The sequence below is a fragment of the Streptomyces sp. NL15-2K genome (assembly GCF_030551255.1).
In the GTDB taxonomy this organism is placed as follows: Bacteria; Actinomycetota; Actinomycetes; order Streptomycetales; family Streptomycetaceae; genus Streptomyces.
In genome coordinates, this window is record NZ_CP130630.1 from 12,258,028 (window position 1) to 12,281,813 (window position 23,786).

Consider the following 23,786-nt stretch of genomic DNA (forward strand, 5'->3'; position numbering starts at 1 on the left):
CGTTGAATCCGGCCGGTGGTGGGGATTGACGACGGGTCGGGTTGGTCGTAGGCCGGTGGTATGAGCCAACTGCCTGGCTGGGGGCTGAAGATGACTGCTCGCCGTCCGTGTCCGCCTGCGCCGGGGCCGTTGGAGGAGTACGCGGCCCGGTTCGACGACCTCTTCTTCAGCCTGGCCCAGCGGCGAGGGTTTCGCGAGTATCTGACCGGACTGCTGGCGCCGAGAGAGCGGAACAAGACCATCACCTGCCTGGCAGGGGCGGAGCCGGTGGCCGGTGCGGGGATGCCGGGGGTGCAGCGGCTGCAGTTCTTCCTGTCCGAGTCGCCCTGGGAGGCCGAGCAGATCAACAACCGGAGGCTTGAGCTGCTGCGCGAGGAGCCGGCGACCGCTCCGCACGACGGCGGGGTCATCGTGATCGACGACTCCGGGGACCGCAAGGACGGCACCGCGACCGCGCACGTGGGCCGGCAGTGGCTGGGCCGGCTGGGCAAGACGGACAACGGCATCGTCACGGTGACCACGGTGTGGACCGACGGCCGCGTGTATCACCCGCTGCACGCAACTCCCTACACCCCCGCCCACCACTTCGCCCGCGGCCGGGCCGATCCGGCCTTCCGCACGAAACCGCAGCTGGCCGCTGCCCTAGCGGCCCGGGGCAAGGAGGCCGGCTTCGGCTGCCGGGCGGTGGTCGCCGACTGCGCCTACTCCGTCAGCGACACCTGGTATCTCGCACTGCGCGAGGCCGGCCTGGCCTACGTGGTGGCGCTCAAGCCGCACCGCGGTACCTGGGCCCCGGCCGACCAGCCGCACACCGCCATCGAAGCCGCCCACTCCCTGACCTGGCACGATGCCAAGCGTCCCGGCGAATGGACGCCCGTGGAACGTCACTTCCGCGACGGGCACACCGAGACCTGGTGGGCCGCCGATGCCTGCCTGGGCGGCTACGGCCCCGACTCACCCTGCCGACTGGTCGTGGCCACCACCGACCCGGTCGGCCTGCCGGAGAAGGCCACCTGGTACCTGGCCACCAACCTGCCCCACCCCGACGCACCCCACCACGCCCCCAGCCCGTACCCGCCGGCCGACCTCGCCGAGATCGTCCGCCTCTACGGCCTGCGGCCGTGGATCGAGCAGAGCTACAAACAGATCAAGGACGAACTCGGCTGGGCCGACTTCCAGGTCCGCTCCGACCGCGCCATCCGCCGCCACCAGACCCTGGTCAACTGCGCCTTCTCCTTCTGCTGGGACCAGTGGTTCGCCCCGCCCGGACCCCTGGACGCCACCGCGCCGGACCCCTGCCCCGACGAGGGGCCAGAGAGGGGGACCGGCCCCGTCCCACCAGCACCAACAGCCCTGCTGGCCCAGGGCATTACGCGCCATCCGCTCCTGGCTCACCCCCGCCATCACCCTCAACCGATGGTGGCAAGCCTGGACGGACAAAAATCCACCCCCAGACCTCCAGGCCCTGATCGACGCGGTCACCACCGGACACGGCATTGACCTCTACCGCCGGATTTAACGAACTACCGCTACTGCTTCGTTCCTCAAAGGACGTACACATATCGGCGGCGTAAGCGCCGTGTGGGCGGTGCGGGTCTGCCCCAGATCCAGGGTCGGGCGCGGGCGTTGAGCTGGGCTGTGGCCACTTCGGTGGCGTGGGTGATGTGGTCGCGGTCGCCGAAGGAGCGTCCGGCCAGGGCGGTCTTGCGGAAGATGCGCCACCAGCCCTCTTGAAGGTTGAGCCAGCAGGCGCCGACCGGGATGAACACGTGCCTGATGCGGGGGTGGTCCTCGAGCCAGGTCCGGGTGGACACGCTGTTGTGCGAGGACAGGTTGTCGGTGATCACATAGATGTCCCCGACGGGGTTCGCGTCCTCGACCAGCTGAAGGAACTGCTGGTAGAAGGCGCTGTTGCGGGAGGTGGCGGTCATCGTGAGTTCCTGGCCGTCGCGGACGCGTAAGGCGCCGTAGACCCAGGTTTTCTCGGGTCCGCGGGAGTAGTCGATCTCATTCTTGATGCGGTGCCCGTCCGGTGACCAGCCCGGTGCCGGCGGGAAGGTGCGTGGGATCACCGGGCCGAGCTCGTCGGCGCAGACGACTGTCGCGCCGGCGGGCGGGCTGGTGTAAAGCTCGACGATCCGCGTCCTTTTCCCTCGAAGTCCGCATCTCTCGAGCGCGTCCACGAGCGCGTGCGCCGCCAACGCACACCCTCGGCCAGCAGGATACGGCGCACCTGGGAGCGGCTGACCTCGATTCCCAGGCCCCGGGCCGCGGCAGCCAGTGCGTCCAAGGTCCACTGCGAGGGTCCCGACTCGTCCGCGGCCCACATCTCGTTCGACGGCTGCACCTCGAGCCGACCGGGCGGAGTCTGCTTGACCATCGCGATGATCCGGGAGCGTTCGGCTTCGGTGATCCTTCGCTTGCGGCCCTGCCCGCCCAGATCCTCCAGACCCTCAAGCCCCGAGCGGTTGAAGCGGTGCAGCCAGCGCCGCACGGTCTTCTGACTGCACCTCAGCTCGTCGGCGATCCGCGGGACCAGCCAGCCGTCCCAGCTCAGCTCCACCATCCGGCACCGCTCCACGAGAACCTTCGGCGCCTTCCTGGCAGCCGCCAGACGGTGGACCACCGCTTGCTCGCCCTCGTCACGGCCCGGCCGTGCCCGTAACACCATCGTCCAGCACCCGCCCCCGAGCACCCGCAACCACCCTGCTACCAGCAGCTATACCCACCGAAAGCGGAATTCAGCACTACTGACGTTGTTGCGGTGATGTCGTCAAGGTGAGGCCGGTTTCGGCGAGGCATCCGGTGATGAGGTTGCTGCGGTACTGGATCTGGCGGAGACCGTGGCGGAGCGTGCTGATGAGGTGGTCGGGGTCGGTGAAGGCGGTGTTGGCCTGGCTGCTGCGCCGCAGCAGGGACCAGATGCCCTCGACGGGGTTGAGGTCCGGTGCGTAGGCCGGCAGGAAGTAGCAGGTGATCCAGTCGTGGGTGTCGATGAACTCCCGCAGTCGGCGGTCCTTGTGGACGTTGAGGTTGTCCCACACGAGCACAATGGGTGCGCCGAGCTGCTGGTGTGCGGCGATGAGCAGGTCGCGGTAGTCGGTCCAGGTGAAACTGCGTCTGCCGCCGCGCTTGTGATCGAGATGCCGCTTGGGCCGGTAGATCAGCCGTGAGCGTTCACCATGCTTGTAGCAGGCCAGAGCGGCGATGGAGAAGCGGCGCTGGGAGCGTCCCCGGACCCGGATGAGGGGTGTGCGTCCGCGCCGGGCCCAGGTCCGTGCGGTGGGCGGCGTCATCGAGAAGCCGGCTTCGTCTTCGAAGCACAGCCAGGCGTCGAGCGCCGCCACGGACCTTCCACCTGCGGCCAGGTCTCCTTCACCCAGCCCGCCACGGCCTCCTCGTCGCGCTCGACCGCTCGGCGGGCCGGGACCTGGTGGCTGAAGCCGTGCCGGTGCAGCATCTGCGCGATCGCCGACAGCGTCATGCTCTTGTGGAACCGGCGCCCGATCAGCGTCTTGATCCGCGCCGGCGTCCACGTCTGGTCCGGCCAGCCGTGCGCGACCGGCCCCTTGGCGAGCTCCTCCTCGAGCACGGCGAACAGGGCCTCACCCAGCTTGGGCCGTGACACCGGCCCGGCAGACCGCAGCCCCTCGGTGCCGGCGTCGTGCCAGGCCCGGCGCCAGCGCTGCACCGAGCGCACACTCACCCGTAAGTCCTTGGCGACCTCGGCGTTGGAGGCACCCGCAGCGAAACGCTCCGCGGCCTCCAGCCGGATCCGCTCGCGAAACGCCTGCCGTTCAGGCGTCAGCCCACCACCCTGCGGATATCTCACACAACAGGCATACCGCGACGATCACACATCGTCAGCCCTCAACGACATCACGCCGCAAAGGTCAGTAACGGTAGTTCGTTAAATCCGGCGGTAGAGGTCAATGCCGTGTCCGGTGGTGACCGCGTCGATCAGGGCCTGGAGGTCTGGGGGTGGATTTTTGTCCGTCCAGGCTTGCCACCATCGGTTGAGGGTGATGGCGGGGGTGAGCCAGGAGCGGATGGCGCGTAATGCCCTGGGCCAGCAGGGCTGTTGGTGCTGGTGGGACGGGGCCGGTCCCCCTCTCTGGCCCCTCGTCGGGGCAGGGGTCCGGCGCGGTGGCGTCCAGGGGTCCGGGCGGGGCGAACCACTGGTCCCAGCAGAAGGAGAAGGCGCAGTTGACCAGGGTCTGGTGGCGGCGGATGGCGCGGTCGGAGCGGACCTGGAAGTCGGCCCAGCCGAGTTCGTCCTTGATCTGTTTGTAGCTCTGCTCGATCCACGGCCGCAGGCCGTAGAGGCGGACGATCTCGGCGAGGTCGGCCGGCGGGTACGGGCTGGGGGCGTGGTGGGGTGCGTCGGGGTGGGGCAGGTTGGTGGCCAGGTACCAGGTGGCCTTCTCCGGCAGGCCGACCGGGTCGGTGGTGGCCACGACCAGTCGGCAGGGTGAGTCGGGGCCGTAGCCGCCCAGGCAGGCATCGGCGGCCCACCAGGTCTCGGTGTGCCCGTCGCGGAAGTGACGTTCCACGGGCGTCCATTCGCCGGGACGCTTGGCATCGTGCCAGGTCAGGGAGTGGGCGGCTTCGATGGCGGTGTGCGGCTGGTCGGCCGGGGCCCAGGTACCGCGGTGCGGCTTGAGCGCCACCACGTAGGCCAGGCCGGCCTCGCGCAGTGCGAGATACCCCAGGTGTCGCTGACGGAGTAGGCGCAGTCGGCGACCACCGCCCGGCAGCCGAAGCCGGCCTCCTTGCCCCGGGCCGCTAGGGCAGCGGCCAGCTGCGGTTTCGTGCGGAAGGCCGGATCGGCCCGGCCGCGGGCGAAGTGGTGGGCGGGGGTGTAGGGAGTTGCGTGCAGCGGGTGATACACGCGGCCGTCGGTCCACACCGTGGTCACCGTGACGATGCCGTTGTCCGTCTTGCCCAGCCGGCCCAGCCACTGCCGGCCCACGTGCGCGGTCGCGGTGCCGTCCTTGCGGTCCCCGGAGTCGTCGATCACGATGACCCCGCCGTCGTGCGGAGCGGTCGCCGGCTCCTCGCGCAGCAGCTCAAGCCTCCGGTTGTTGATCTGCTCGGCCTCCCAGGGCGACTCGGACAGGAAGAACTGCAGCCGCTGCACCCCCGGCATCCCCGCACCGGCCACCGGCTCCGCCCCTGCCAGGCAGGTGATGGTCTTGTTCCGCTCTCTCGGCGCCAGCAGTCCGGTCAGATACTCGCGAAACCCTCGCCGCTGGGCCAGGCTGAAGAAGAGGTCGTCGAACCGGGCCGCGTACTCCTCCAACGGCCCCGGCGCAGGCGGACACGGACGGCGAGCAGTCATCTTCAGCCCCCAGCCAGGCAGTTGGCTCATACCACCGGCCTACGACCAACCCGACCCGTCGTCAATCCCCACCACCGGCCGGATTCAACGAACTACCGGTAACCAGCCGGTGACATCCACTCAGACGGATAACCGACAACCCACAAACACCGTCAGAGCCATCCTTGCGAAAACCATTGGTGCCCGGCTTGCTCCGCTGATGGACTGACGTCCTACCGTGAGTCTGCCGCGTGACGGAGGTAGTGGTTGTGACAGGCTATGACGTGCTTGCCGAGGTGTACGAATGGCTCATCTCGGATGCAAAGTTGCCTCCAGCCGAGTTCGCTGCGTCGTTCGACGATGTCCTCAATCTCCTGCCGTCGAACGCTCACGTCCTCGACTGTTCGTGCGGAACCGGACAGTTGGCGGTTGGCCTCGCCGGTCGTGGCATGCAGGTTGTCGCAACTGACGCCAGCGAGGCGATGGTTCGTCGGACTGCGGAGTTGTCTGAGGAGTTCAAGGCATCCGTCCGGGCCGTACGGGCGAACTGGGAAGAGTTGCCCGACCATTTCCAGGACAACACGTTCGACATGGTGTTCTGCGTTGGCAACTCGCTTCACCATGCCGCGGGCGCGACAGGCAGGGGTGCTGCTCTGGAGTCGATGTCACGGCTTCTGCGCCCCGGCGGGCGCTTGGTACTCACATCCCGCACTTGGGAACTCGTGAGGGCCAGAGGTTCCCGGCTGGAGATCAGTGACCGACTCGTCCGCCGGAACGGTCGCGATGCCGTCGTGGTCTACCGCTGGGAGATTGCGCCGCATTGGGAGGAGGAGCACCACATCGAGATTGCGATCGCGCAAGTTGATGCGACCGGGTTGGTTCTTGTCCGCTCGGAACTGCTGTCCTGCTGGCCCTACCGGTACGAGGAACTCGAAGTCGAGCTGCACCGGGTCGGACTCCAAACGGAACTGAGCACGTTCGATCTTGAGGCCGAGAACTACATGGTGGTCGCGAGCAAGGTATAAACACCGGACTCTCAGTCCCTGGCCGGACCGCGCGGTTGCTCGCAGGACGCTTGCGCCCTCTCATCGGTGCGGGTTCAAGTGGTCAACGCAACGCCTCGGACGAGGAGTGCTCGTCGATCAGACGGCGGTAGATCCGGGGTGACGGTGTGGCGCTGTTTCCTGGTCGCGTCCAGATCAATGAGCAGGATCTCGTCGATCAGCAGCGTGAACGGATCCAGCTTCGACGGCCGCGCCGAAGCGGTTGTCGTGCGTGGCTGCGGCCAAGCCGAGGTCAGGGCCTTGTTGACCGTGCTCCAGGTGACGCCGTACTTGCACTGCAACGCCCGGTTCGACATGCCATCGCGGGAGTCGCGCCGCAGCGCGGCGTACAACTCGACCTTCGACTGGCCAGGCGGCATCGGGGGTGCTCCTTCACTGAGCACATCCAGCTTGACACCGCACCCTGATGGTGACGTCAGAATTCGCGAACATCTTTCTGGGCCATCACCTGGTGCCGTCAGCTTTCACGAACAACTGACGTCACCAACTACCGATAGAACCAGAGGCCGGCGGTGACGGCGTCGAGGTCCTGGCGAAGGGAGCCCGCGAAGCCCTGCATCGGCTTCGGGGCGTCCTGTTCGGCCTGGCGGATCCACTCCAGCAACAAATATCCACGCCGGTGACGGAAGAGATCGGCGAACGCCCGGGCGAGATCGCACGCCCGGGTGATGTCCGGGCAAGCGAGCCGGACCTCCAGGAGCCTCCGGTCCTGGCTGTCGGTCAGGGTCTCGCGGGGGCGCATGATCCACGAAGTGATCTTGCGCGGGCTAGGGATGTCGGCCCGGACCGGTTCGGCGGTGCCTGCCCGCAGGGCGGCGAGATGTTTGCGGACGACCTGGCGGCTGCCCTGGTAGCCGCGCGCCTGGATTTCCAGGAAGAGGCGGGTGCCGCTGACCTGGCCCTGGGTCTCGGTGAAGCTCGCGCCTCGATGCGTGTTCTCCAGCAGCCACGTGTCGTCGGGCTGTCGTTTGGACTGCACCATGTCGATCGCCTCAGCCAGCCGAGGACCGGGATCGTCCCCGGCGGCGCGGAAATAGTCCAACGCCCGCAGCACGTCGTAGTGCCACCAGGTCGGGAACGAGAAGCGAAGCCAGGTCGGGTCGACAACCTCCCCCGTGCTCAGTCGGCGGAACAGCCGCCGTTGCAGCAGGAACTGCTCACCGCGCCGCCGCGCCGAGACGGACTCCGCTGAACCGCCGGTCGTCCGCTCGTGCTCCAGCAGTCCCTCAAGCACGCAGGATGAGACTCTCCGGCGGCCAGTGGTGCACCCTGAACTGTTATAGGTACGGGCAGAGTTGAAGATTTTGCATGCTGTTGGGGGATCGGTCAGGGCCTCTGAGCCGTCCACCCTTCCTTTTTCAAGACTGCCTACGGGGGATCAGCATGCGCAACTTCAAGAAGAGGGCCATGTCCGCTGCGCTTGGCGGAGTCATGGCCGCGAGTGTCGTTCTCGTTGGAGGATCACCAGCCGCTGCGGCCACCTGCCCGTCAGTTGCGGAGCCGGTTACAACTGGCGGTAAGGCGAAGTGGACGCTGGAGTGCTATCGCGGGGCCCTCAAGGTCTACGGCTGGGTTGAGGACACACGCCTGGACGGCAAGTGCGCGAGGGTGGATGTGGATTGGCACAATTCTAGGCAAATCTGGTCCAGGTCGGCGTGCGGATTCAAAGAGCGTACGAACTTCGACATGAAGATGGATGGCACGTCGGGCGCCAATGTGACTCTGTACATCGAGTAACGGACGTCGGCATTCCATGACGGCCCGTCGGATCTTCCGGCGGGCCGTCATCGGCCGACGGCGCGTCAGCCAGATCGCGCAGCACTTGCCAGCGCACCCCGGGATCCGAGTCGAGCAACCAGTCCAGAACGGTCACCCGCGGAGTGTAAGCCCGGTTCACCGGCATCGGTACGTCACCCGGGGGCGGAAAAGCCTCAGAAGCGGGCTGGCCGCGGCGTCGCCGGGCGGCTACGGCCGCGGCTGGGTGAACAAGCCCTGCTCGGTCTCGACCAGGATTCCGCGCTCGGCCAGTCGCTTGAGCTTCAGGCGGGTGTTGTTGATGGTGTTGGGCGCGATCTCCAGGTCCATCGCCTCGCACACCTGCCGCGCCCGCAGCGGCGCGTCGGCCGCGGCGAACACCGCCATGATCTGCTGGTAGGCCGGATGGTCCGGCAGTTTCGGGGCCGGCGGCGCGGACGGCTGCGGATCGGGCAGCTCCAGCAGCGTCTTGCGGGTGATCCGGATCTCCTCGGCGGCCCGGCCGAGTTCGTCCAGCCGTGCGGTCAGCTGCGCGATCTGCTCCCTCGTTGCCTCGGCCTGCGCGGCGATCTCCCCCGCCCGCTCCTCCAGCCGCGCCAGCACCGCCCCGAGGGTCAGCTCCCCGCCGGTCATGTGCTGCGCCAGGCCGCAGCGGTGGCCCCGGTCAGCCGGCGCAGTATCACCGCGGTCATCGCCCAGTACACCCGCGACTCCGAACTGCGCGGTAGGTGCTCGTAGTCGCGTGCCAGTCTGCGGTGCAACATCAAGATCCCGTAGGCGCGCTCCACGATCCACCGCTTGGTCTGGGGAACGAAGCCGGTCTGTGCGGGGTTGCGCTCCACGATCTCCACCTCGATGCCGGCCTTCTGACCGTGCGCGACGACGGCGCTTTTGAAGCCCTGGTCGACCAGAGCCTTCTGAACGGTGTCGGTGTCGGCGGCGACCTTGTCCAGCAGCGTGATGCCGACGGTGTTCTCGTGCGCGAGGCGGCCACCACGACCACCGCGATCACCAGCCCCAGGACGTCAACGGCCAGGCCGCGCTTGCGGCCCGGTACTTTTTTTGCCGCATCACGCCCCGTCGACTGCGCGGGAACCCCGGCCGCCGCGTGCACACTCTGGGTGTCGAGCACCACCAGGCTCGGGTCCGCCTTCCGCCGCGCCTTCTCCCGCACCTGCCAGCGCAGCAGATCGTGGATGGTCTGGTCGGTGCCGTCGTCGCGCCAGGTGTAGAAGTAGTACTTCACCGCGCCGGGCGGCGGGAAGTCGTGCGGGAGCAGGTCCCACTGGCAACCGGTGCGGCCCTGGTAGAGCAGCGCGTTGACGATCTCCCGCATCGCGTACCGGCCCTGATGACCGCTGACCGAGGGATGTGCAGCCTTCCACGCGGTGATCACCGACTCCACCAGCGCCCACTGCTCATCGGTCAGGTCCGTCTTGTAGGGCTTGCGCTCGCTCACGACGACCAGCCCAGCACGCCCATGGCCGCCGACCGGCAGGGATGCCGCACTGGTACACGTTCAGGTGACGACAAAGCGCCTAAGCAATCTCATACCGCCCACTCAGGGGTGATGTGGCCCCGAGCGCGGACGCGTTCGGCGCGTCAGCTGCACATGTCGACCCACGACACGTTGGGACTCCAGGTCTTCTCGCCGGAGGCCGCACCCCTCCAACTGAACGTCGCCACCACGCTGAAACTCTGGTCCCAGTCGCACGGGTCGACGGCGGTGGTGCCGGCCCAGTCCTCGGTGGCATGCCAGCCGTCGGTGTCCGCCGCGGTGCGCACCGGCACATTTTCACTGCCGTTGAAGCGCAGCAGCTTCACGTTGGTGACCTTGACCTGGTAGCTGCCGCCACCGGCGAGATCGGTGATCTTCGCCCGCGCTCGGTAGGTGTCGGCGGCCTCGTCCCGCCAGACGGTGGCGCAGCGCTGGACCTCGGTGCCGAAGCACTTCCAATCGCTTACCGCGGATGCCGACGACGGAGTGAAGACGATCGACGCGCCCAGCGTCGCGGCGACCAACGCGCCCGTGGTCCCGACCCGGCGCACACGCTTGACCCCCATGAGAACCCTTCCTGATGCCGGATGCCCTGGCGGCTCCGTACGCCAGGCACAGTAGTCCGGCCCGGTCGCTGAGTGTGCCGGTCGTTCGCCCCACAAGGGAGCCGGACTATGCAACTCAAAAACTGGCAAAGACTCACAGACCGCCCTCTGAGGTATGCCTTGAACGGCTCCAGCACGCTGTTGGGGCGACGGTCGCGGGCGGAGACCAGCAGTTCATCGAGGGCAGTATCACGGAAGCGGCGCACGGTCTTGCGGTCGAGGTTCAGCCGTCGGGCGATCGCGCTGATCGTCCAGCCCTTCTCCACAAGACGATGGATGTCCTCGTAGCGGTGGCGGGTCCGCTCGATGATCTGCGTGCGGGGCAGTTCCGGCACCGGCATCTGCATCGGGACTGGTTCCCGAACCGTCGGCGGCTCCTCCGGTTCGGCGTGTTTACGCAGGCAGTCGCGGTGCTGATGGCAGGTCTTTCTCCACTGCGGCGGACAGGTTCTGCAGCAAATGCCACCGGTCCGCGACCTCCAGGGCATCGGGGGCGGCTTCTTTGATCGCCTTGGTGTAGGCGGTGGCCCGGTCGCGGCAGATGATCTCCGCGCCGGGATGGTCCTTGAGCCAGGCCGCGAACGTTTCCGAGGTGCGGTCGGGCAACACGTCCACGACCCGGCCGGCCTCGACATCAACCAGCACGGTGCCGTAGGTGCAGCCCTTACGGAAGGCGAACTCGTCCACCCCGAGCACCCGCGGAGCCCGCTCCGGCACCGGCGGCGCCTCCAACAGCCCCAGCAGCCGACTCCGGCCCGCCGCCAGCCGTATCCTTCGGCACAGCCGCTCACCAGCACGACCGCCCAGCTCAGCTGCGATCGACCGCAGCCAGCCCGTCAGGCCGACGCTCGACCGGCGGTGCCGTTCGGTCAGACCACCGACCTGCTCCACGAATGTGCGGCGGGCACAGCTCCTGTGGTCGCAGAAGTACCGCCGCACCCGGAGCCGGACCATGACCCGCCGGTCATCCAACGGCCGCTCATCCAAGGTGCGTTGGTACGAGCTGTGCACCCGGCTCGCCCGCTTCCGGCAGTCCGGACACCGGCCCGGCTGACCGGTGGCTATCGCCTCCGCCACCAGACCGGCCGAGGAGTCGCTGACGTGCTCCACTCGCACACCGATCCCTGGGAACAACAAATCCTCGACAGTCTTGCTTGCCACGGCAGGAAACACCCTGCCGAAACGATCCCCCGTTCCCCTCGCTGAGCTGGGGATTCACGGAACTGCGGCCAGAGCCGATTTCAGAGATCCTCACCATCTGCCGCCGACGCTGAGCTTGTTCTTTATGGTCTGACCTCGAACAATGTCCCGAACGTGATCGCTCGTACGAGGATTCCGGGGACGTGAACACGGCCTTCGTCTGATCCTGTGCTCCGACCAAAGAGGCACTTGACCAGTACGAAGGCCGTGGGGGAATGAGTCTGCTGCAACCCGATGTCCGGCGGGAGGCGTTCGCAGTGGCGTCACGCTTCCGGGACGAGTTGTACGCGTGTCTGACTGCGCGGGGCGATGAGCTGTTCGAGCTGACCGACGCGCTGCTGTGCGCGGACGGTGTGGTGGCCACGCCGGTGGATCTGACGCTGACGGCTGAGCACCGCCGCGGGCACGGCGCGATGTACGACGCGCTGAACCGCGGGGACGTCGATGTGCCGCGGCTGCGGCAGGTGCTGGCCGGACTGCCGCAGCCCGTGGCCGCCGACGGGCGCCTGGTCCTGGCCCTCGACGTCACCCACTGGCTCCGGCCCGACGCGCCGACCAGTGCGGACCGCTTGTTCTGCCATCTCTACGGCCGCAGCGGGCGCTCGTCGGACCAGTTCGTGCCCGGCTGGCTCTACTCGTTCGTTGCCGCGCTGGAGTCTGGCCGGACTTCGTGGTGCCAGATCCTGGACGCGCTGCGGCTGGGGCCGGCCGACGATGTTGCCGAGGTCACCGCGTCCCAGGTCCGCCGGGTGGTCACCGACCTCATCGATATGGGCCGCTGGAAGGCGGGCGACCGCGACATCCTGATCGTCTTCGACGCCGGCTACGACGCTCCGCGCATGGCCTACCTCCTCGACGGTCTGCCCGTGGAGGTCCTGGGGCGGATGCGCACGGACCGCGTGATGCGCAAGCCCGTCCCGGTGCCGTGGATCTCGCCGCCGCAAGGCGGGCGTCCGCCGAAACACGGCAAGGAATTCCGCTTCGCCAAGCCCGACACCTGGGGCGAGCCCGATGCCGCGACTGTCCAGGCCACCGACCGCTACGGGACCGCTCGCGTGATGGCCTGGGACCGCGTCCACCCGAGGCCGACTACCCGCTCCGCGTGGATCGACCACACCGGCGAACTCCCCGTCATCGAGGGGACACTGATCCGCCTGGAGGTTGACCATCTGCCCGGTGGCCACGATCCGCTCCCGGTCTGGCTGTGGTCGTCGGCCACCGGGACGACCGGCGAGGACGTCGACCTGCGCTGGCAAGCATTCTTGCGCAGATTCGATCTTGAACACACTTTCAGAATGATGAAGCAGACCCTCGGGTGGATCCGTCCGAGGCTGCGGGTTCCCGGGGCCGGTGGACCGGTGGATCTGGCTGTTCGTCGCCGCCCATACGCGGATCCGTCTCCTGCGCGGGGCCGCTGCCGGCTTGCGGCGGCCATGGGGGCCGACTTGCGGGGGCCCTGGGAGGGGCCGGCCGAGTGCGGTCGGCTCGCCCGTGCCTGTGTCCGCCGCGGGTTGAGGAACGTTGGCTCACATCTGGTCTGCTCGGTTCGTGCGCCGAAACCCGTCCGGCCCGGTCCCGGAGGCCTGCTCGGCTCGAGGAATCAGTGTCCTGCCGCCTGCTATGGGGTGGGCAGGACGACCAGACGCCCCGGCTCCATTGAGCTAATTCCATCCTGAAGCCGCAGGTCAGGCCCCTGGTGTGAGCGGTGGTTGGTGGGCTCGCACTGCTCAGGGGTGTGATCGCTAGCAGGTGATCGTCTGGCACGGGCGGTTCCCGGGTTCTCTGGTGATGAGTTGGGGCATTCCGTAGGTTCTGCGCCGGGAGGGGATGCGCATGGCGGACGTGCTGACGTGGGCGATCGAGCGGCGGATCAGGCTGTCGGAACAGGCTGAGCGGCTGAGCAAGGAGCTGGCCGGGATCGGTGCGGAGGTGGCCAGGCTGGAGGCTGCCGAGGTGATGTTCGGGCAGTGGGTCGAGGCGACGGACGGCGGGCGCCAGCTGTCAGGGATCGTGGAGCCGGAGCCGGAGCCGGAGCCGGAGCCGGAGCCGGAGCCGGAGCCGGAGCCGGAGCCGGAGCCGGAGCCGGAGCCGGAGCCGGAGCCGGAGCCGGAGCCGAAGCGGGTGGAGGCGAACACCGTGGCGAAATCGGGTGTTGTCGATGACGTGGAGGATGGGTAATGGGGGGATGACGAGAGGTGCATGGCGGCAGCGTCCCGGCCGCGACGGGCGTGTCACCAGAGGCGACGCCTGTGTGGCGGGTCGCTGTACGTCACGGGTGACGCCCGTACACGGCAGCGTGGCGGAGTCGGCCTCAAGTGGTGGGGACCTGAACGACGTTGTCCCCATCGTGGACCGAGTGGGGCGGGCCCGAACTTGTACGTCCCGATTCTGTACATGGCGTAGCCGTGACGAAATGCCAAGCACCAAGCGGAGACTGGACGCATCCACGTGGTAGGGGGACGGGCATGACGACGACGGGGGCATCGGGCGGGAGACCAGAGGCGCAGCCGGGCGGTACCGACGGCGCCCTCACGGAGCCGGTCGCGGCGACTGGGCAGAGCGGGGACTCCGGCGGCAGCCCGCCAACTGCGCCCGCGCAGCCCCCGCGGCAGGCCGCCGACGAGGGCGACGAACCTCGTGAGAGCTTCGGATCGATCGTCGCCGAGACGCTCGGCCTGGCGCCCGGCTCCTCCCGGCGCAGAAGAGTGGTGACCTTGCTGGTGATGATGGCGATCGCTTTCGTGGCCGTCTTCCGGGACACGCTGATCGATTACGTCATGATCAAAAGCAGCGTGGCCAAGGAGAACGAATCCAACACGCAGTACGACGCCAACAAGGTGCCGTTCACGGTGTCTGTGCAGCCCGAAGAAGACGAGCCCCTTGAATGGGCGATGGTTCTCGACCGGAAACTGACCCCCGACGAGACGCGCGAGCTGGTGGCCCGTAACAACGACCGCTCGGGCGCCTTTTCCTACCTGAAGGAACTGGGTGCCCGCCCGCTTGTGCACACGGCGACGATGGAGTACGCCCCCGAGCGATACAAGCAGCAGATGCTGTCGAGCAACAGCGGGACCTTCGCCGATGTGTTCCGGATGCACATCATGAGCACTCGTTCTTCCGCAGTGGTCATCAACGGCTGGAAGGTCACCGACATCACGTGCCGGAAGAGCATCGCGCAGACCATCGTCGAGGTTCCGCCGCAAGGCGGAGGTGTCTACGAGGGTCTCCAGCTCCACATTCCGCCTCTCGCCGGCGAACCGGTGCTGGCCGATGACATCGAGGGGCAGGGCGAGCCCTATTTCAGCACCCGCTACGTCGAGGTCGGAGGCGGTCAGTCCTCGAGCGGTTTCAAGGTGCAGGCGATCGGGCCATCGGGGCAGTCGTGCGAGTGGGGCATCAAGGTCCGCTACACCGACTCTTACCAGAACACGCGGTGGGTCCAGCTGAAGGATAAAAAGGGCAAGACCTTGCGGATCCGCACCGAGTCCCCTCCTCTGGACGCCACGCAGAGATGGGTTTTCATCGTCGACCCCTGGAGGTTGTGCGACCTGACGCCCGAGACCCTGATGCCCGGTAAGGAGAAGTGCGTCCAATGAGCAGCTTTCATCATGTTTTCGCAGGTCACGGGGCTGGTGTGGCCCTGAGTTGAGCTCGTGCCGGTCAGGAGCGTGATCGTCTCGGGGAGATCGTCGGTCACCTCTGGATCTCGGTGTTCGCGAGGACGAGGAGGGCCCGCAGGAGGGTGGTCGCGTGGCGGGTGTTCATGCGGACCTTGGTGAGGATGCGCCAGGTCTTCAGATTGGCGAAGCCGTGCTCGACGGCGGCGCGTTCGCGGCTGAGCAGACGGTTCGCCTCCTTCTCCGCGTCGGTGAGCTTGTGGTTCCGGGTGGCTTTGCGGCTGGTGATGATCACGGGGTGGTCGTCCAGGCCGACGAAGCCGAGGTCGGCCAGGGCGCCGAGACCGGCCTCGCGCAGATGCTCGGTGAGCTTGTCGTGGCGGGCGGTGGTGATCTCGCTGGACCGGCCGGGCCGGGCTGAGGAGATCCAGATCAGGTTGCCCTTCTCGTCGGTCAGCGCGAGAAACAGCAGGCCATGGGCCTTATGTTTCCCGCTGTAGTTCTTGCGGTTGTCCGTCCCGGTGCGGCGGCGGGTGCGGATCAGGGTGCCGTCCAGCAGGACGACGACCCCGCCCTTCTTTGCGATCTTCTTCAGGGCGCGGTCCAGGCGCGGGGCGCGGGCGGCCAGCAGACGCAGGACTTCCTCACCCAGCGGCGCACGGTGGAGGCGGACGCCTGGTTGCCGCCAGCCATATCGGAAAGACGCTGGTCATGGCGGAGAACGGCGAGCACGATCAGCGCCCTGGGTACCGGGGGCGACCTTGCGCCAGCGGGTGCCGAGCCGGTTGCGCTCGCGGCGTATCAGATCACCGACGAGGTCGAGGGTCCGCTTCGACACTGGAAGTCGAACCTGGTAGACAGCATACTGAGAGCCCTCGGCGGGGCTGGTTGTCTTCACAAACACCCCAACTTCCGCTGAGGGCCCTCTTGTTACGGCAGGAATCAGCCGGTCCGCCGACGCCCTTGGCCGGTCAGCGCGGCAGGTAGCGGCCCGATCCGGTCCGGTCCAACCAGCCCCGGTCGGCGAGTTTGCGCAACTGCCCACGGACCGGCTCGACCTTGCCCGGCGTGAGCTCACGACCCAGCGCCCTCGCGACGTCCTTGGCCATCACCGGCCCGTCCGCGTCGGCCACGATCTTCATGATCTGCCGATAGTCCGGCGTGAGGGCCTCTGTCCCCATACCCTCCGCGCGGTCCGGCACCAGACGCATCCCGCCGGCACCTGGCCCCACCATGACCGGCTCCGGCTCCGCGATGCCCGACGACCGGCGTCCGCCGTCGGTCGCCTCGGCCCACTGCCCGAACACCACCTCGGCGGCCTCCAGCCGGGCCACCTCCACCTCGAGCCCGGCCAGCTCCTTGCGCAGCAGCTCAGCCCGCTCGGACAGCTGAACCCGCCGCTCGATCGTCCACGTGAGCATGTCCGTCATCCACACCCCTCCCGCCACGGAACCTACGCAGCGGCCCGTGATTCCCGCCCGGGAACCCCAGAGTCCCTCCGTGACGGACGATCACGTGCTACCGATCTCCACCCCGACCAGCACGAGCACCTCACCCAAACGTCACACCAGCCCCGCTGAGTAGCGGAAATCACGATGGCACCAACTCATTGCCGAACGTGACCGGGTCAGGCCATGGAGAACGCTCAGCCGGCGAGCAGGGCGTGTATCCACTGGTCTTCGCGTTGCTCGATGTATTCGGCGTCGTTTCGCCAGGCGTCACCGTGGCCTTCGGCCCACAGCCTTGCCCAGGGCTGGGCACCTTGGGCTGTCTGGTCTCGCAGGAAGTCGTGCATGGAACGGGTACGGCGCCCCAGCAGGGGGACCAACCGACGTCGTTCGGTCTCATCGAGACCGTACGCGTCGGCGAAGACTCGCAGTCGTTCCGCCGCGTCCGGGCGCTGCCAGTCTGGATGTGCGGACAGCGGGATGAATCCGTGAACGGCGTATGCGACATCCCACAGGAGGGAGCCGGGACCTGCTGCGTCCCAGTCGATGAGGGCCCACCGCGTTTCGTCTGCGACCACGAGGTTCCAGGGGGCCAGGTCGTTATGGGCGATGATGTCGCTGCCCTCGGGAGGGATCAGCGTCTGCCAGTGCGCGTCGGGCGGGGGCGTGAAGTCCTGCACGGCATCGTGGAAGTCGCGGATGAGGCGTGCGACGCGAGCCAGTTGTCGGGCGGGTTCCATCAGCGAGAACCGGTCGGGCCAGACCACATGTCCCGGCATGAAGGTCAGGACCTCACGCCCTTGATCGTCAATACCGAGTGGGCGAGGCGCCGCGCTGAATCCCACCTCGTGCAGGTGGGCAAGCAGGGCATGCACGGAGGGAGCCCATGGTCCGGCCGGACGGCGAACGGTGTCTCCGACGCGAACGACACCATCACTGACGTTGCCGCCGGGCAACGGCTGTTCATCATCGTGCTGCATTGAACCAGTGTGTCGTACCGGCTCGCCGTGATCACCCCATTGACAGGGGAACGTCAGAGTGCGGACAGAGGTTATAGAACGAGCTCAGGAGCTGTGTCTGAGCCTTGCATGAGAAGGTAAACAGGCCTCGAATGAGGTCTGGTTTCTGGGGCTTGTGCAGGTCCCGGATCTTCCGGCGGTCTGACTCGTGCAGCCTGGACTCAGCTCGGGCTACTGGAAGCGGCGGCTGACGATCCTGCAGGGCGCATGCTGCCCTCACCCGTACGAGGGACGCGAGTAGTTACGGATCGGTTTATCGGCCACTGATCGATACGATCCGCATCGGGAACAGGGGAGGACGAGTCCGACATGCCATCAGATACTCGATGTGGATCTGAGTCAGGCGGCACGTTTGTAGTTGATCGGGAGGAGCGTCCCGCCGGCCAGTTGCCGATGCTGTTCGAGCGCGAGTCCGCCGATGGAGTCACATCAGGATACGGCGCGTGCAGATCGTGTAACTGCGACAACTTCTCCGGCGTCGGCTCGTGGTGCAGTCACATTGGCTGCGCCCACCACTTCTCGGCTCACCGATAACAAGGGCCTCGAGCGGCACTTCGCAGCCGACCTCACGCACCTCGCTGCGGGGGACCCCCCGGCGGTGACTCGCTCTTCGTATGGTGGCGGCATGCGCAGGGACGGGGCGCCCGGCTGCGGCTGGTTGTCGTCACGGACGACGATGCGGGGCCGCGGTTGTGCCGTGGGTGCGGTGGCCCGCTGATGCTGTCGGTGAAAGCGACGGCGGTGTTCTGTTCATCCGCCTGTCGTTGGCGGCATTGCCGGCGGATGCGGCGGGCGCGGGTGAGGACCGAGGCGGTGAAGGCCGGCGTGACGTCCGGTTGCCCGGAGTGCGGGACGGCCTGGACGGTCGGGGGGTGAGACCGCGCTTCCGGCGGAAATGTGGAATTCGGCAACTGCCTGCTCCCGGTCTCGGTCTCAGCCAGCGTGCAGGCGATGTCCAAGAGGTGAGTGATGCGGATGTGGCCGCGGGGAGAGGTTCGCTCTCCCCGCGGCCGCCGGTGTCACTCGGATGTCACTCGAAGAATTTCAGGCTCCAGCCCTTGTCGGTGTTGGCGCCGGGTACGTTCGCGCGGCTGTAGGTGGTGTCTCCCCACCAGGTGAAGGTGCCGGTGTGCCACATGCGGTTGCCCCATGAATAGGGCGTGCCCTTGCGTACCGCGTGGAACATGAGCGGGAACTTCGGCCCGGCGGGCGGGCTGGTGTCGATGTCGCCGTCGACCAGGACGAAGCTGTGGGAGCCGGGTCCGTTCGCATACAGGGTCGGGTCCCAGCCGTCCATCATGCTGTCGCGGTTGGAGCCGAACAGGCAGCCGTTGGACTTGTACCAGTTCCAGACGTTCGTGGGGTCACCGTCCTTCTTCAGACGCAGGTCAGCCAGGCAGTACTGGTCGCTCCAGGAGCCGTTGGCCGAGTACGCGATGTGCAACTGACCGCTGGGATCCTTGATCGGCTGAGGCGCCTCGTTGACGAACGGGTTGCCCGCCACCTTCTCCCAGCTCTCGCGCGGCTGCTTGCCGTCTCCCGAGGCGAAGTAGACGGCGTATATGTTCGTATCCAGTGCGCCCTTCAGCTTGACCAGTTCGGGCGCCCAGACATTCGGCATGTTCTTCGGGGACGACCAGATCAGCCTGCGCTCGGCTTTGCCCAGCCCGGCCGGGCTCGACGCCGAACGGGCGTAGATGTTGTTGCCGTCCGACTCCACCGAGTGGTACGTGCTGCCCACCCGGATCACGCTCGGGTCCGCGTTCTTGGTGATGCCCTGCCCGGGCGGACCGGGCACGGGCGGAGGCGGCAGCGGGGCGTCCGCGTCCTCGAAGAAGCCGAGGCTGTAACCGGTGTCGGTGTTGGCGCCGGGTACCTTCTGGCGCTCGTAGGGGATGTCCTTCCACCAGGTGAAGGCGCCGGAGTACCACACCCGGTTGTCCCAGTGGTACCGCATGCCCTTCGGCACGGCGTGGTACATCAGCGGGAACTTCTTCCCGGTGGGCGGACTGGTGTTGATGTCGCCGTTCTCGAGGACGAAGGTGTGGTGGCCCGGCCCGTTCGAGAACTGCGTCGGCTCCCAGCCGGACATCATGGTGTCGCGGTTGGAGCCGAAGACGCAGCCGTTGGACTTGTACCAGTCCCACGTGGGTCGGGTCACCGCCCTTCTTCAGCCGCAGGTCTCCCAGGCAGTACTGGTCGGTCCAGGAGCCGTTGGCCGAGTACACGATGTGCAGCTGGCCGTTCGGGTCCTTGATCGGCTCGGGGGCCTCGTTGATCCACGGGTTGCCGGTCACTCATCTCCCAGCCCTCGCGGGGCTGGGAGATGACGTGCCGGCCGCCGGTGGGGGTGGTGGGATCGCTCATCCGGGCGATGTAGAGGTTCTGCTCCACATTGCCGTCGCCCTCCCAGCCCTACCACACGAACCACAGCTGGTTCTCGAAGGTGAAGGGGGTGCCGTCGATCGCCCATCTGTCCTCAGGCAGGGCGAGTTTCCGCTCGGCGCCGTAGCCGGACGCCGGGGACGCCGAGCTGATCACGTACATACGGTGGTCCGGGCCCCGGCCGGCCGAGAAGTACACGTAGTAGCGGCCGTCGATCCGCACGAGTTCGGGTGCCCAGACCTCACCCAGCCCCGGATCCCTCCAGATCGGCACGGGCTCCGCGTCGTCCAGACCGGCCGGGCTCGACGCCGGGCGGACCCAGAGCCGGCCGTCGCCCGACTGCACCGAGTGGTACGTGCCGCCCACCCGGATCACGCTCGGATCGGCCCCACGGATGTCGGTCCGGCCGACGGTGGGATCGGGGAGCGGGTCCTGGGGCGCCGGGGGGTTCGGGCTGCCGGAGGGCTCCTTGACCCAGCCGTCCACCACCGCCATGCGGATCCCGGCCACGAAGGCCTCGGCGATCTTGTGGTAGCCCGCGTCGCCGGGGTGGACCGAGTCCACCAGGTCCTCCGTGGTCACCGCGGTCAGCTCGACCAGGACCAGGTGGTCGCCCCTGGCGGTCCGGTCGTCGACCAACTGGCGCACGGCGTTGTTGTAGGCGTCGATACGGGGCTGGACGGCCGGGTCGGTGGACGGCGGCAGCGTGCCCACCACGATGGCGACGTCCGGGGCTTCGGCGAAGATCCGGTCGATCAGTTTGTTCAGCCGGTCCGGGGCGGTGGCCGCGTTGTCGTTGTTGACCATGTCGTTCGTCCCGGCCAGCAGCGTGACCACGTTGGGCCGGGACGGCGGGAACTGCACCCGCTGGTTGATCCGGTCGATGGTGTGGCCGGGCCAGCCCTCGTGGTGGGTGTCCGGGATTCCCCGGCCGTGGCTCCGGCTGCCCACCAGGTCACGGCTGTCGAGTCCCGGCCGCACGAGCGAGGAGTCGAGGCTGCCGAACAGCCCGCCCCAGGTCATCTTCCCGATCTCCACCTGGATCTCGTCGCGGGCGCCGGATTCGTCGCTGCTGCCGATGCCCTGGGTGAGGTCGTCACCGATGGGCATCAGGTTGATCTTGGAGGGCGGCCGCTCGGCCGAGCCGCGCAGCCTGCCGGCCCCGACCACTCGGTGGTCCGAGGGGGGCGTCCCGACGACGTAGGCGTCGCGCGGGTCGGTGTGGAGGACGTCGGTGACGAAGTAGTCGAGCCGGTTGCGGCTGTTGTGGGTGGCCACGTTGGCGGGGGTGTGGATCGTCCGGGCGCCGATCGGGAAGGCGTCACGACGGGCGAGGGCGTTGGGATCGACGTTGAAGTCACCGCCGACCGTCCAGTTGTACTGCACCTGCCGGTCGGTCGCCCAGTGGTCCACCTGTTCGTCGATGGTGTTCAGCAGCACGGCGGAGTCCCCGCCGCCTCCGGACAGCCCGTGCACGGTGAAGTACCAGTTGGCGCCGAAACGCACACCCAGCGCGATACGGCCTGCCTCCACCGGGTTCTGCACCACGTTCACCTCATCCGGATCCCCCTCGACCACGATCGCCAGGTTGACCCGGCCGCCCTCCTCGTTCTGGGTGAGCGCGAAGAAGACGTTGCGCAGGGTCGGGTGGTCGGAGGTGTCGAGGTTCCAGTGGTAGTGCTGGATCGTGCGGGTGCGGATGTGGCCGTCGCGGCCCACCGTGGTCCGGGTCAGGTCGGTTTGCCGGTTGCTCGTCCTGGCCGGCGTCGCTCCGGCCTCCTGGAGCATCACGACCGGGGCCTGCCGGGCGTAGCTCCGGACGTGGTTCTGCCATTTGTTGGTGTCCGGCCCGGCTTCGTTGGCGCCCTGCATGTTCCAGGTGATCAACGGTGTGGAGGCCAGCGGGTAGTTCACGGCCGCGGCCGTCTGGGCGGGCAGTACGACCGCCAGAACCGTCGAGAGCAGGGCGAGGACCACGGTGGTCGCCCATAATCGCCGCTGTCGTTGTCCGCCCAGCCGTCTCCCGGACGGCTGGGCCCACGCGCTCACCCCCCCTCGCCGACGCGCCGGGTAACGACTGTGCTGACCGTGCCAGGACAAGCTCCTCTGGTAGGGGCCGGTTTCCGATGGAAAGGTGCCGGTTTCCGCCACTGCCGCCGGTGCTCGGTGTGAACTGTGGGGCGTCGGATTCCGTTTATTAGGGATGCCTGGGGCCGGATGATGGTTGCGCCCCGACTCGTGTTCAGCGCCTCACGGCCTCCCTGGCGCACGGTGCCACGGCCTCCCTGCGCACGGTGCCACGGCCGCCCTGCGCACGGTGTCCTGGCTGCTGCTCGAGCTGGGGCTGACCGTTGCGCTCGCCGCCCGGCTCACCGGCCGGTACGGCGTCTTCCGGCGACGTCGGCGAGCGTCCGCAGCGCCCACCGCAGATGGGGCTCCGCGGCCGACGCGAGGCCGAGCCTGACGGCGTCGGGCGTGCGGCCGGGGCCGACGGCGAAGGCGGGCCCGGGCGTGACGGCGATGCCGTGCGCGGCGGCGGCCGCGGTGAAGGTGTCCGCACGCCACGGGGCGGGCAACTCCCACCAGGCGAAGAAGGCGTGCGGATCGCACCGTACGGCGAAGTCCCTCAGGTGCTCCCGGACGATCCGCTGCCGGCGTACCGCCTCCGCCCGCTTGGCACCCACCAGCCGCGCCACGGTCCCGTCCCCGATCCACCGCACCCCCGCCTCCAGCGCGAACCGCCCCGCACTCCACCCCCCGGATCGGTCATCGTCCTGGACGGCGTCTCCACCGTCTCCGACGACCAGCCCCGCGGCGGCTGGTACGCACAGGTCCTCGGCGAACGCCTGGTCACCGGCCTCGCCGCCGACCCGAACGCTGAGCTGCGGCACGTGCTCGAACAGGCCATCTCCGCCTGAGGCCTGGCGATGAGAGGGACCTGGGGTTCGACGCGGTGCACGATGTCCTCAGACACTCGATTCCCAAGCGGGCGAGCCCGAGTTTCCCATGCGACCGCCGGCCTCGCGCCGTCCTGCTTGATCCATCGGCGGGGAACGATCACTCCATGCACGGGGAACGATCTTCGAGCGACTGCAACGGTCACGTCAACCCCACTCGTGAACACCCGACCTCTGTCCCGTCCGCAAGCCGCTCTACGTGGGCCCTGGGGACCCTGTATGGCCTGCATCGTGGCGAGGGTGACCAGTTCGGCATCGCTCAGGCGGGGCGCAATGCCGACCGGCGGGTGCCACGGCGCCAGGTCGGGATGCTCCTTCAGCATGTCGTCGGTCGTCGCACAGAGCGCTGTCGCGAGGGTGTCCACGTCGTTCGTCACAAAACGATCTTGGACACCCTCGTTCTCGTCTCCGCAGGCACCCCTTGGACCACACCACCAGGAGGAACCGGTGTCATACCCGCAACTGCTCACCCCCGAGGAGAAGCTCGCCGACGCCAAGAAGCTGTTGAGCCTCCCGCGTATCGTCGTGATCTGCGGCTCCACCCGCTTCATGACCGAGATGACCGGGGCCGATCTGCGGGAGACCAAAGCCGGAAAGATTGTCGTCAAACCGGGCTGTGACATGAAGCCGCCGCACGAACTTTGGTCCGATCCTGCCGAGGCCGAGGCGCTGAAAGTTCGACTCGACGATCTGCACCGGGCGAAGATCCGGCTCGCTGATGAGGTGCTCGTAGTCGGCGACTACATCGGAGACAGCACCCGAGCCGAAATCGCCTACGCCCGGTCGCTGGGCAAGCCCGTGCGGTTCACGCACCCCGAAGTCGACCCTGACGCCTGACCGCCCGCTGCCACCTCGACAACCACGGCCGGCAGCCCGCCGCCTGACCGTCTCGCGGTGGCTTCGGCCGCCGCCCACCCC

21 protein-coding genes and 5 pseudogenes are annotated in these 23,786 nt (G+C 67.9%); 6 read left to right on the forward strand and 20 right to left on the reverse strand.

Annotated elements, in window-relative coordinates:
* Positions 1 to 60 precede the first annotated feature (60 nt).
* Positions 61 to 1,500 (forward strand): IS701 family transposase, encoded by a 1,440-nt coding sequence (locus Q4V64_RS53880; protein WP_303715341.1) that lies wholly within the window; start codon positions 61 to 63, stop codon positions 1,498 to 1,500.
* A 44-nt stretch (positions 1,501 to 1,544) separates the two neighbouring features.
* Here the strand turns inward: Q4V64_RS53880 and Q4V64_RS53885 are convergent, their stop codons facing one another.
* From Q4V64_RS53885 to Q4V64_RS53910, 6 genes are all read right to left on the reverse strand, one after another.
* Entirely contained in the window at positions 1,545 to 2,138 is a 594-nt protein-coding gene (locus Q4V64_RS53885; protein ID WP_348540846.1) for an IS630 family transposase, read from the reverse strand.
* Positions 2,069 to 2,671, reverse strand: a complete 603-nt coding sequence (locus Q4V64_RS53890) for a helix-turn-helix domain-containing protein (RefSeq protein WP_303713804.1) — start codon at positions 2,669 to 2,671, stop codon at positions 2,069 to 2,071. Before Q4V64_RS53890 ends, Q4V64_RS53885 begins: the two co-directional genes overlap by 70 nt.
* A gap of 76 nt (positions 2,672 to 2,747) precedes the next feature.
* Positions 2,748 to 3,296 carry a transposase gene (locus Q4V64_RS53895; protein ID WP_253267600.1) on the reverse strand — a complete coding sequence of 183 codons (549 nt, stop codon included), beginning with the start codon at positions 3,294 to 3,296 and terminating at the stop codon, positions 2,748 to 2,750.
* Positions 3,293 to 3,832: a winged helix-turn-helix domain-containing protein gene (locus Q4V64_RS53900; protein WP_124445903.1), complete on the reverse strand. Its 540-nt coding sequence runs from the start codon at positions 3,830 to 3,832 to the stop codon at positions 3,293 to 3,295. Before Q4V64_RS53900 ends, Q4V64_RS53895 begins: the two co-directional genes overlap by 4 nt.
* Before the next feature lie 97 nt (positions 3,833 to 3,929).
* Entirely contained in the window at positions 3,930 to 4,673 is a 744-nt protein-coding gene (locus tag Q4V64_RS53905; protein WP_303715346.1) for a hypothetical protein, read from the reverse strand.
* Positions 4,592 to 5,302: a transposase gene (locus tag Q4V64_RS53910; RefSeq protein WP_303715348.1), complete on the reverse strand. Its 711-nt coding sequence runs from the start codon at positions 5,300 to 5,302 to the stop codon at positions 4,592 to 4,594. Before Q4V64_RS53910 ends, Q4V64_RS53905 begins: the two co-directional genes overlap by 82 nt.
* Positions 5,303 to 5,589: 287 nt before the next feature.
* Here Q4V64_RS53910 and Q4V64_RS53915 point away from each other — a divergent pair, with 287 nt between their 5' ends.
* Complete coding sequence (locus tag Q4V64_RS53915) at positions 5,590 to 6,345, forward strand: class I SAM-dependent methyltransferase (RefSeq protein ID WP_124445585.1); 756 nt, start codon at positions 5,590 to 5,592, stop codon at positions 6,343 to 6,345.
* Between the two features lie 74 nt (positions 6,346 to 6,419).
* Here the strand turns inward: Q4V64_RS53915 and Q4V64_RS53920 are convergent, their stop codons facing one another.
* The 6 genes and pseudogenes from Q4V64_RS53920 to Q4V64_RS53950 form a co-directional block, all read right to left on the reverse strand.
* Positions 6,420 to 6,743 carry a hypothetical protein gene (locus tag Q4V64_RS53920; protein ID WP_095749789.1) on the reverse strand — a complete coding sequence of 108 codons (324 nt, stop codon included), beginning with the start codon at positions 6,741 to 6,743 and terminating at the stop codon, positions 6,420 to 6,422.
* Between the two features lie 128 nt (positions 6,744 to 6,871).
* Positions 6,872 to 7,618, reverse strand: a complete 747-nt coding sequence (locus tag Q4V64_RS53925; RefSeq protein ID WP_216377742.1) for a hypothetical protein — start codon at positions 7,616 to 7,618, stop codon at positions 6,872 to 6,874.
* 731 nt (positions 7,619 to 8,349) lie between these two features.
* A complete protein-coding gene (locus Q4V64_RS53930; protein WP_124445584.1) occupies positions 8,350 to 8,772 on the reverse strand; it encodes a hypothetical protein in 423 nt (140 codons plus the stop codon).
* Positions 8,769 to 9,598: pseudogene (locus Q4V64_RS53940) on the reverse strand (IS5 family transposase). The gene Q4V64_RS53930 and the pseudogene Q4V64_RS53940 overlap by 4 nt, the downstream one beginning before the upstream one ends.
* A 143-nt stretch (positions 9,599 to 9,741) precedes the next feature.
* Positions 9,742 to 10,203: a hypothetical protein gene (locus tag Q4V64_RS53945; protein ID WP_124445583.1), complete on the reverse strand. Its 462-nt coding sequence runs from the start codon at positions 10,201 to 10,203 to the stop codon at positions 9,742 to 9,744.
* Positions 10,204 to 10,635: 432 nt separating this feature from the next.
* Positions 10,636 to 11,403, reverse strand: a complete 768-nt coding sequence (locus Q4V64_RS53950) for an ISL3 family transposase (protein ID WP_172629608.1) — start codon at positions 11,401 to 11,403, stop codon at positions 10,636 to 10,638.
* Positions 11,404 to 11,657: 254 nt separating this feature from the next.
* On the opposite strand from Q4V64_RS53950, the gene Q4V64_RS53955 reads away from it, so the two are divergent.
* The 3 genes from Q4V64_RS53955 to Q4V64_RS53965 all read left to right on the forward strand — a co-directional run bounded on the left by Q4V64_RS53955 (position 11,658) and on the right by Q4V64_RS53965 (position 15,038).
* Positions 11,658 to 13,118 carry an NF041680 family putative transposase gene (locus tag Q4V64_RS53955; RefSeq protein ID WP_301184623.1) on the forward strand — a complete coding sequence of 487 codons (1,461 nt, stop codon included), beginning with the start codon at positions 11,658 to 11,660 and terminating at the stop codon, positions 13,116 to 13,118.
* Positions 13,119 to 13,275: 157 nt separating this feature from the next.
* The gene (locus Q4V64_RS53960; RefSeq protein ID WP_303715358.1) at positions 13,276 to 13,620 is read left to right on the forward strand and encodes a hypothetical protein; all 345 of its coding nucleotides are present in this window, start codon (positions 13,276 to 13,278) and stop codon (positions 13,618 to 13,620) included.
* A gap of 287 nt (positions 13,621 to 13,907) precedes the next feature.
* Entirely contained in the window at positions 13,908 to 15,038 is a 1,131-nt protein-coding gene (locus Q4V64_RS53965) for a hypothetical protein (RefSeq protein ID WP_124445580.1), read from the forward strand.
* A 97-nt stretch (positions 15,039 to 15,135) separates the two neighbouring features.
* Here the strand turns inward: Q4V64_RS53965 and Q4V64_RS53970 are convergent, their stop codons facing one another.
* The 8 genes and pseudogenes from Q4V64_RS53970 to Q4V64_RS55960 all read right to left on the reverse strand — a co-directional run.
* A complete protein-coding gene (locus Q4V64_RS53970; RefSeq protein ID WP_348540853.1) occupies positions 15,136 to 15,711 on the reverse strand; it encodes a transposase family protein in 576 nt (191 codons plus the stop codon).
* 319 nt (positions 15,712 to 16,030) lie between these two features.
* Complete coding sequence (locus Q4V64_RS53975) at positions 16,031 to 16,489, reverse strand: hypothetical protein (RefSeq protein ID WP_124445579.1); 459 nt, start codon at positions 16,487 to 16,489, stop codon at positions 16,031 to 16,033.
* Between the two features lie 215 nt (positions 16,490 to 16,704).
* Positions 16,705 to 17,487, reverse strand: coding sequence for an aminoglycoside phosphotransferase family protein (locus Q4V64_RS53980; protein WP_124445578.1), 783 nt, complete (start codon positions 17,485 to 17,487; stop codon positions 16,705 to 16,707).
* 1,069 nt (positions 17,488 to 18,556) lie between these two features.
* On the reverse strand, positions 18,557 to 19,324 hold the full coding sequence (locus tag Q4V64_RS53985; RefSeq protein ID WP_253267514.1) for a hydrolase: 768 nt from the start codon (positions 19,322 to 19,324) through the stop codon (positions 18,557 to 18,559).
* Between the two features lie 30 nt (positions 19,325 to 19,354).
* A pseudogene (locus tag Q4V64_RS55955) lies at positions 19,355 to 20,316 on the reverse strand (glycoside hydrolase family 43 protein); the annotation flags it as partial.
* 117 nt (positions 20,317 to 20,433) lie between these two features.
* Positions 20,434 to 21,783, reverse strand: a pseudogene (locus tag Q4V64_RS53990) (GDSL-type esterase/lipase family protein); the annotation flags it as partial.
* 497 nt (positions 21,784 to 22,280) lie between these two features.
* A pseudogene (locus Q4V64_RS53995) lies at positions 22,281 to 22,676 on the reverse strand (PLP-dependent aminotransferase family protein); the annotation flags it as partial.
* A 404-nt stretch (positions 22,677 to 23,080) separates the two neighbouring features.
* Positions 23,081 to 23,245 (reverse strand): annotated as a pseudogene (locus tag Q4V64_RS55960) (IS982 family transposase); the annotation flags it as partial.
* A gap of 70 nt (positions 23,246 to 23,315) precedes the next feature.
* Between Q4V64_RS55960 and Q4V64_RS54000 the strand changes: the two are divergent.
* The gene (locus tag Q4V64_RS54000) at positions 23,316 to 23,705 is read left to right on the forward strand and encodes a hypothetical protein (RefSeq protein WP_124445576.1); all 390 of its coding nucleotides are present in this window, start codon (positions 23,316 to 23,318) and stop codon (positions 23,703 to 23,705) included.
* The last annotated feature ends 81 nt before the right edge of the window (positions 23,706 to 23,786 follow it).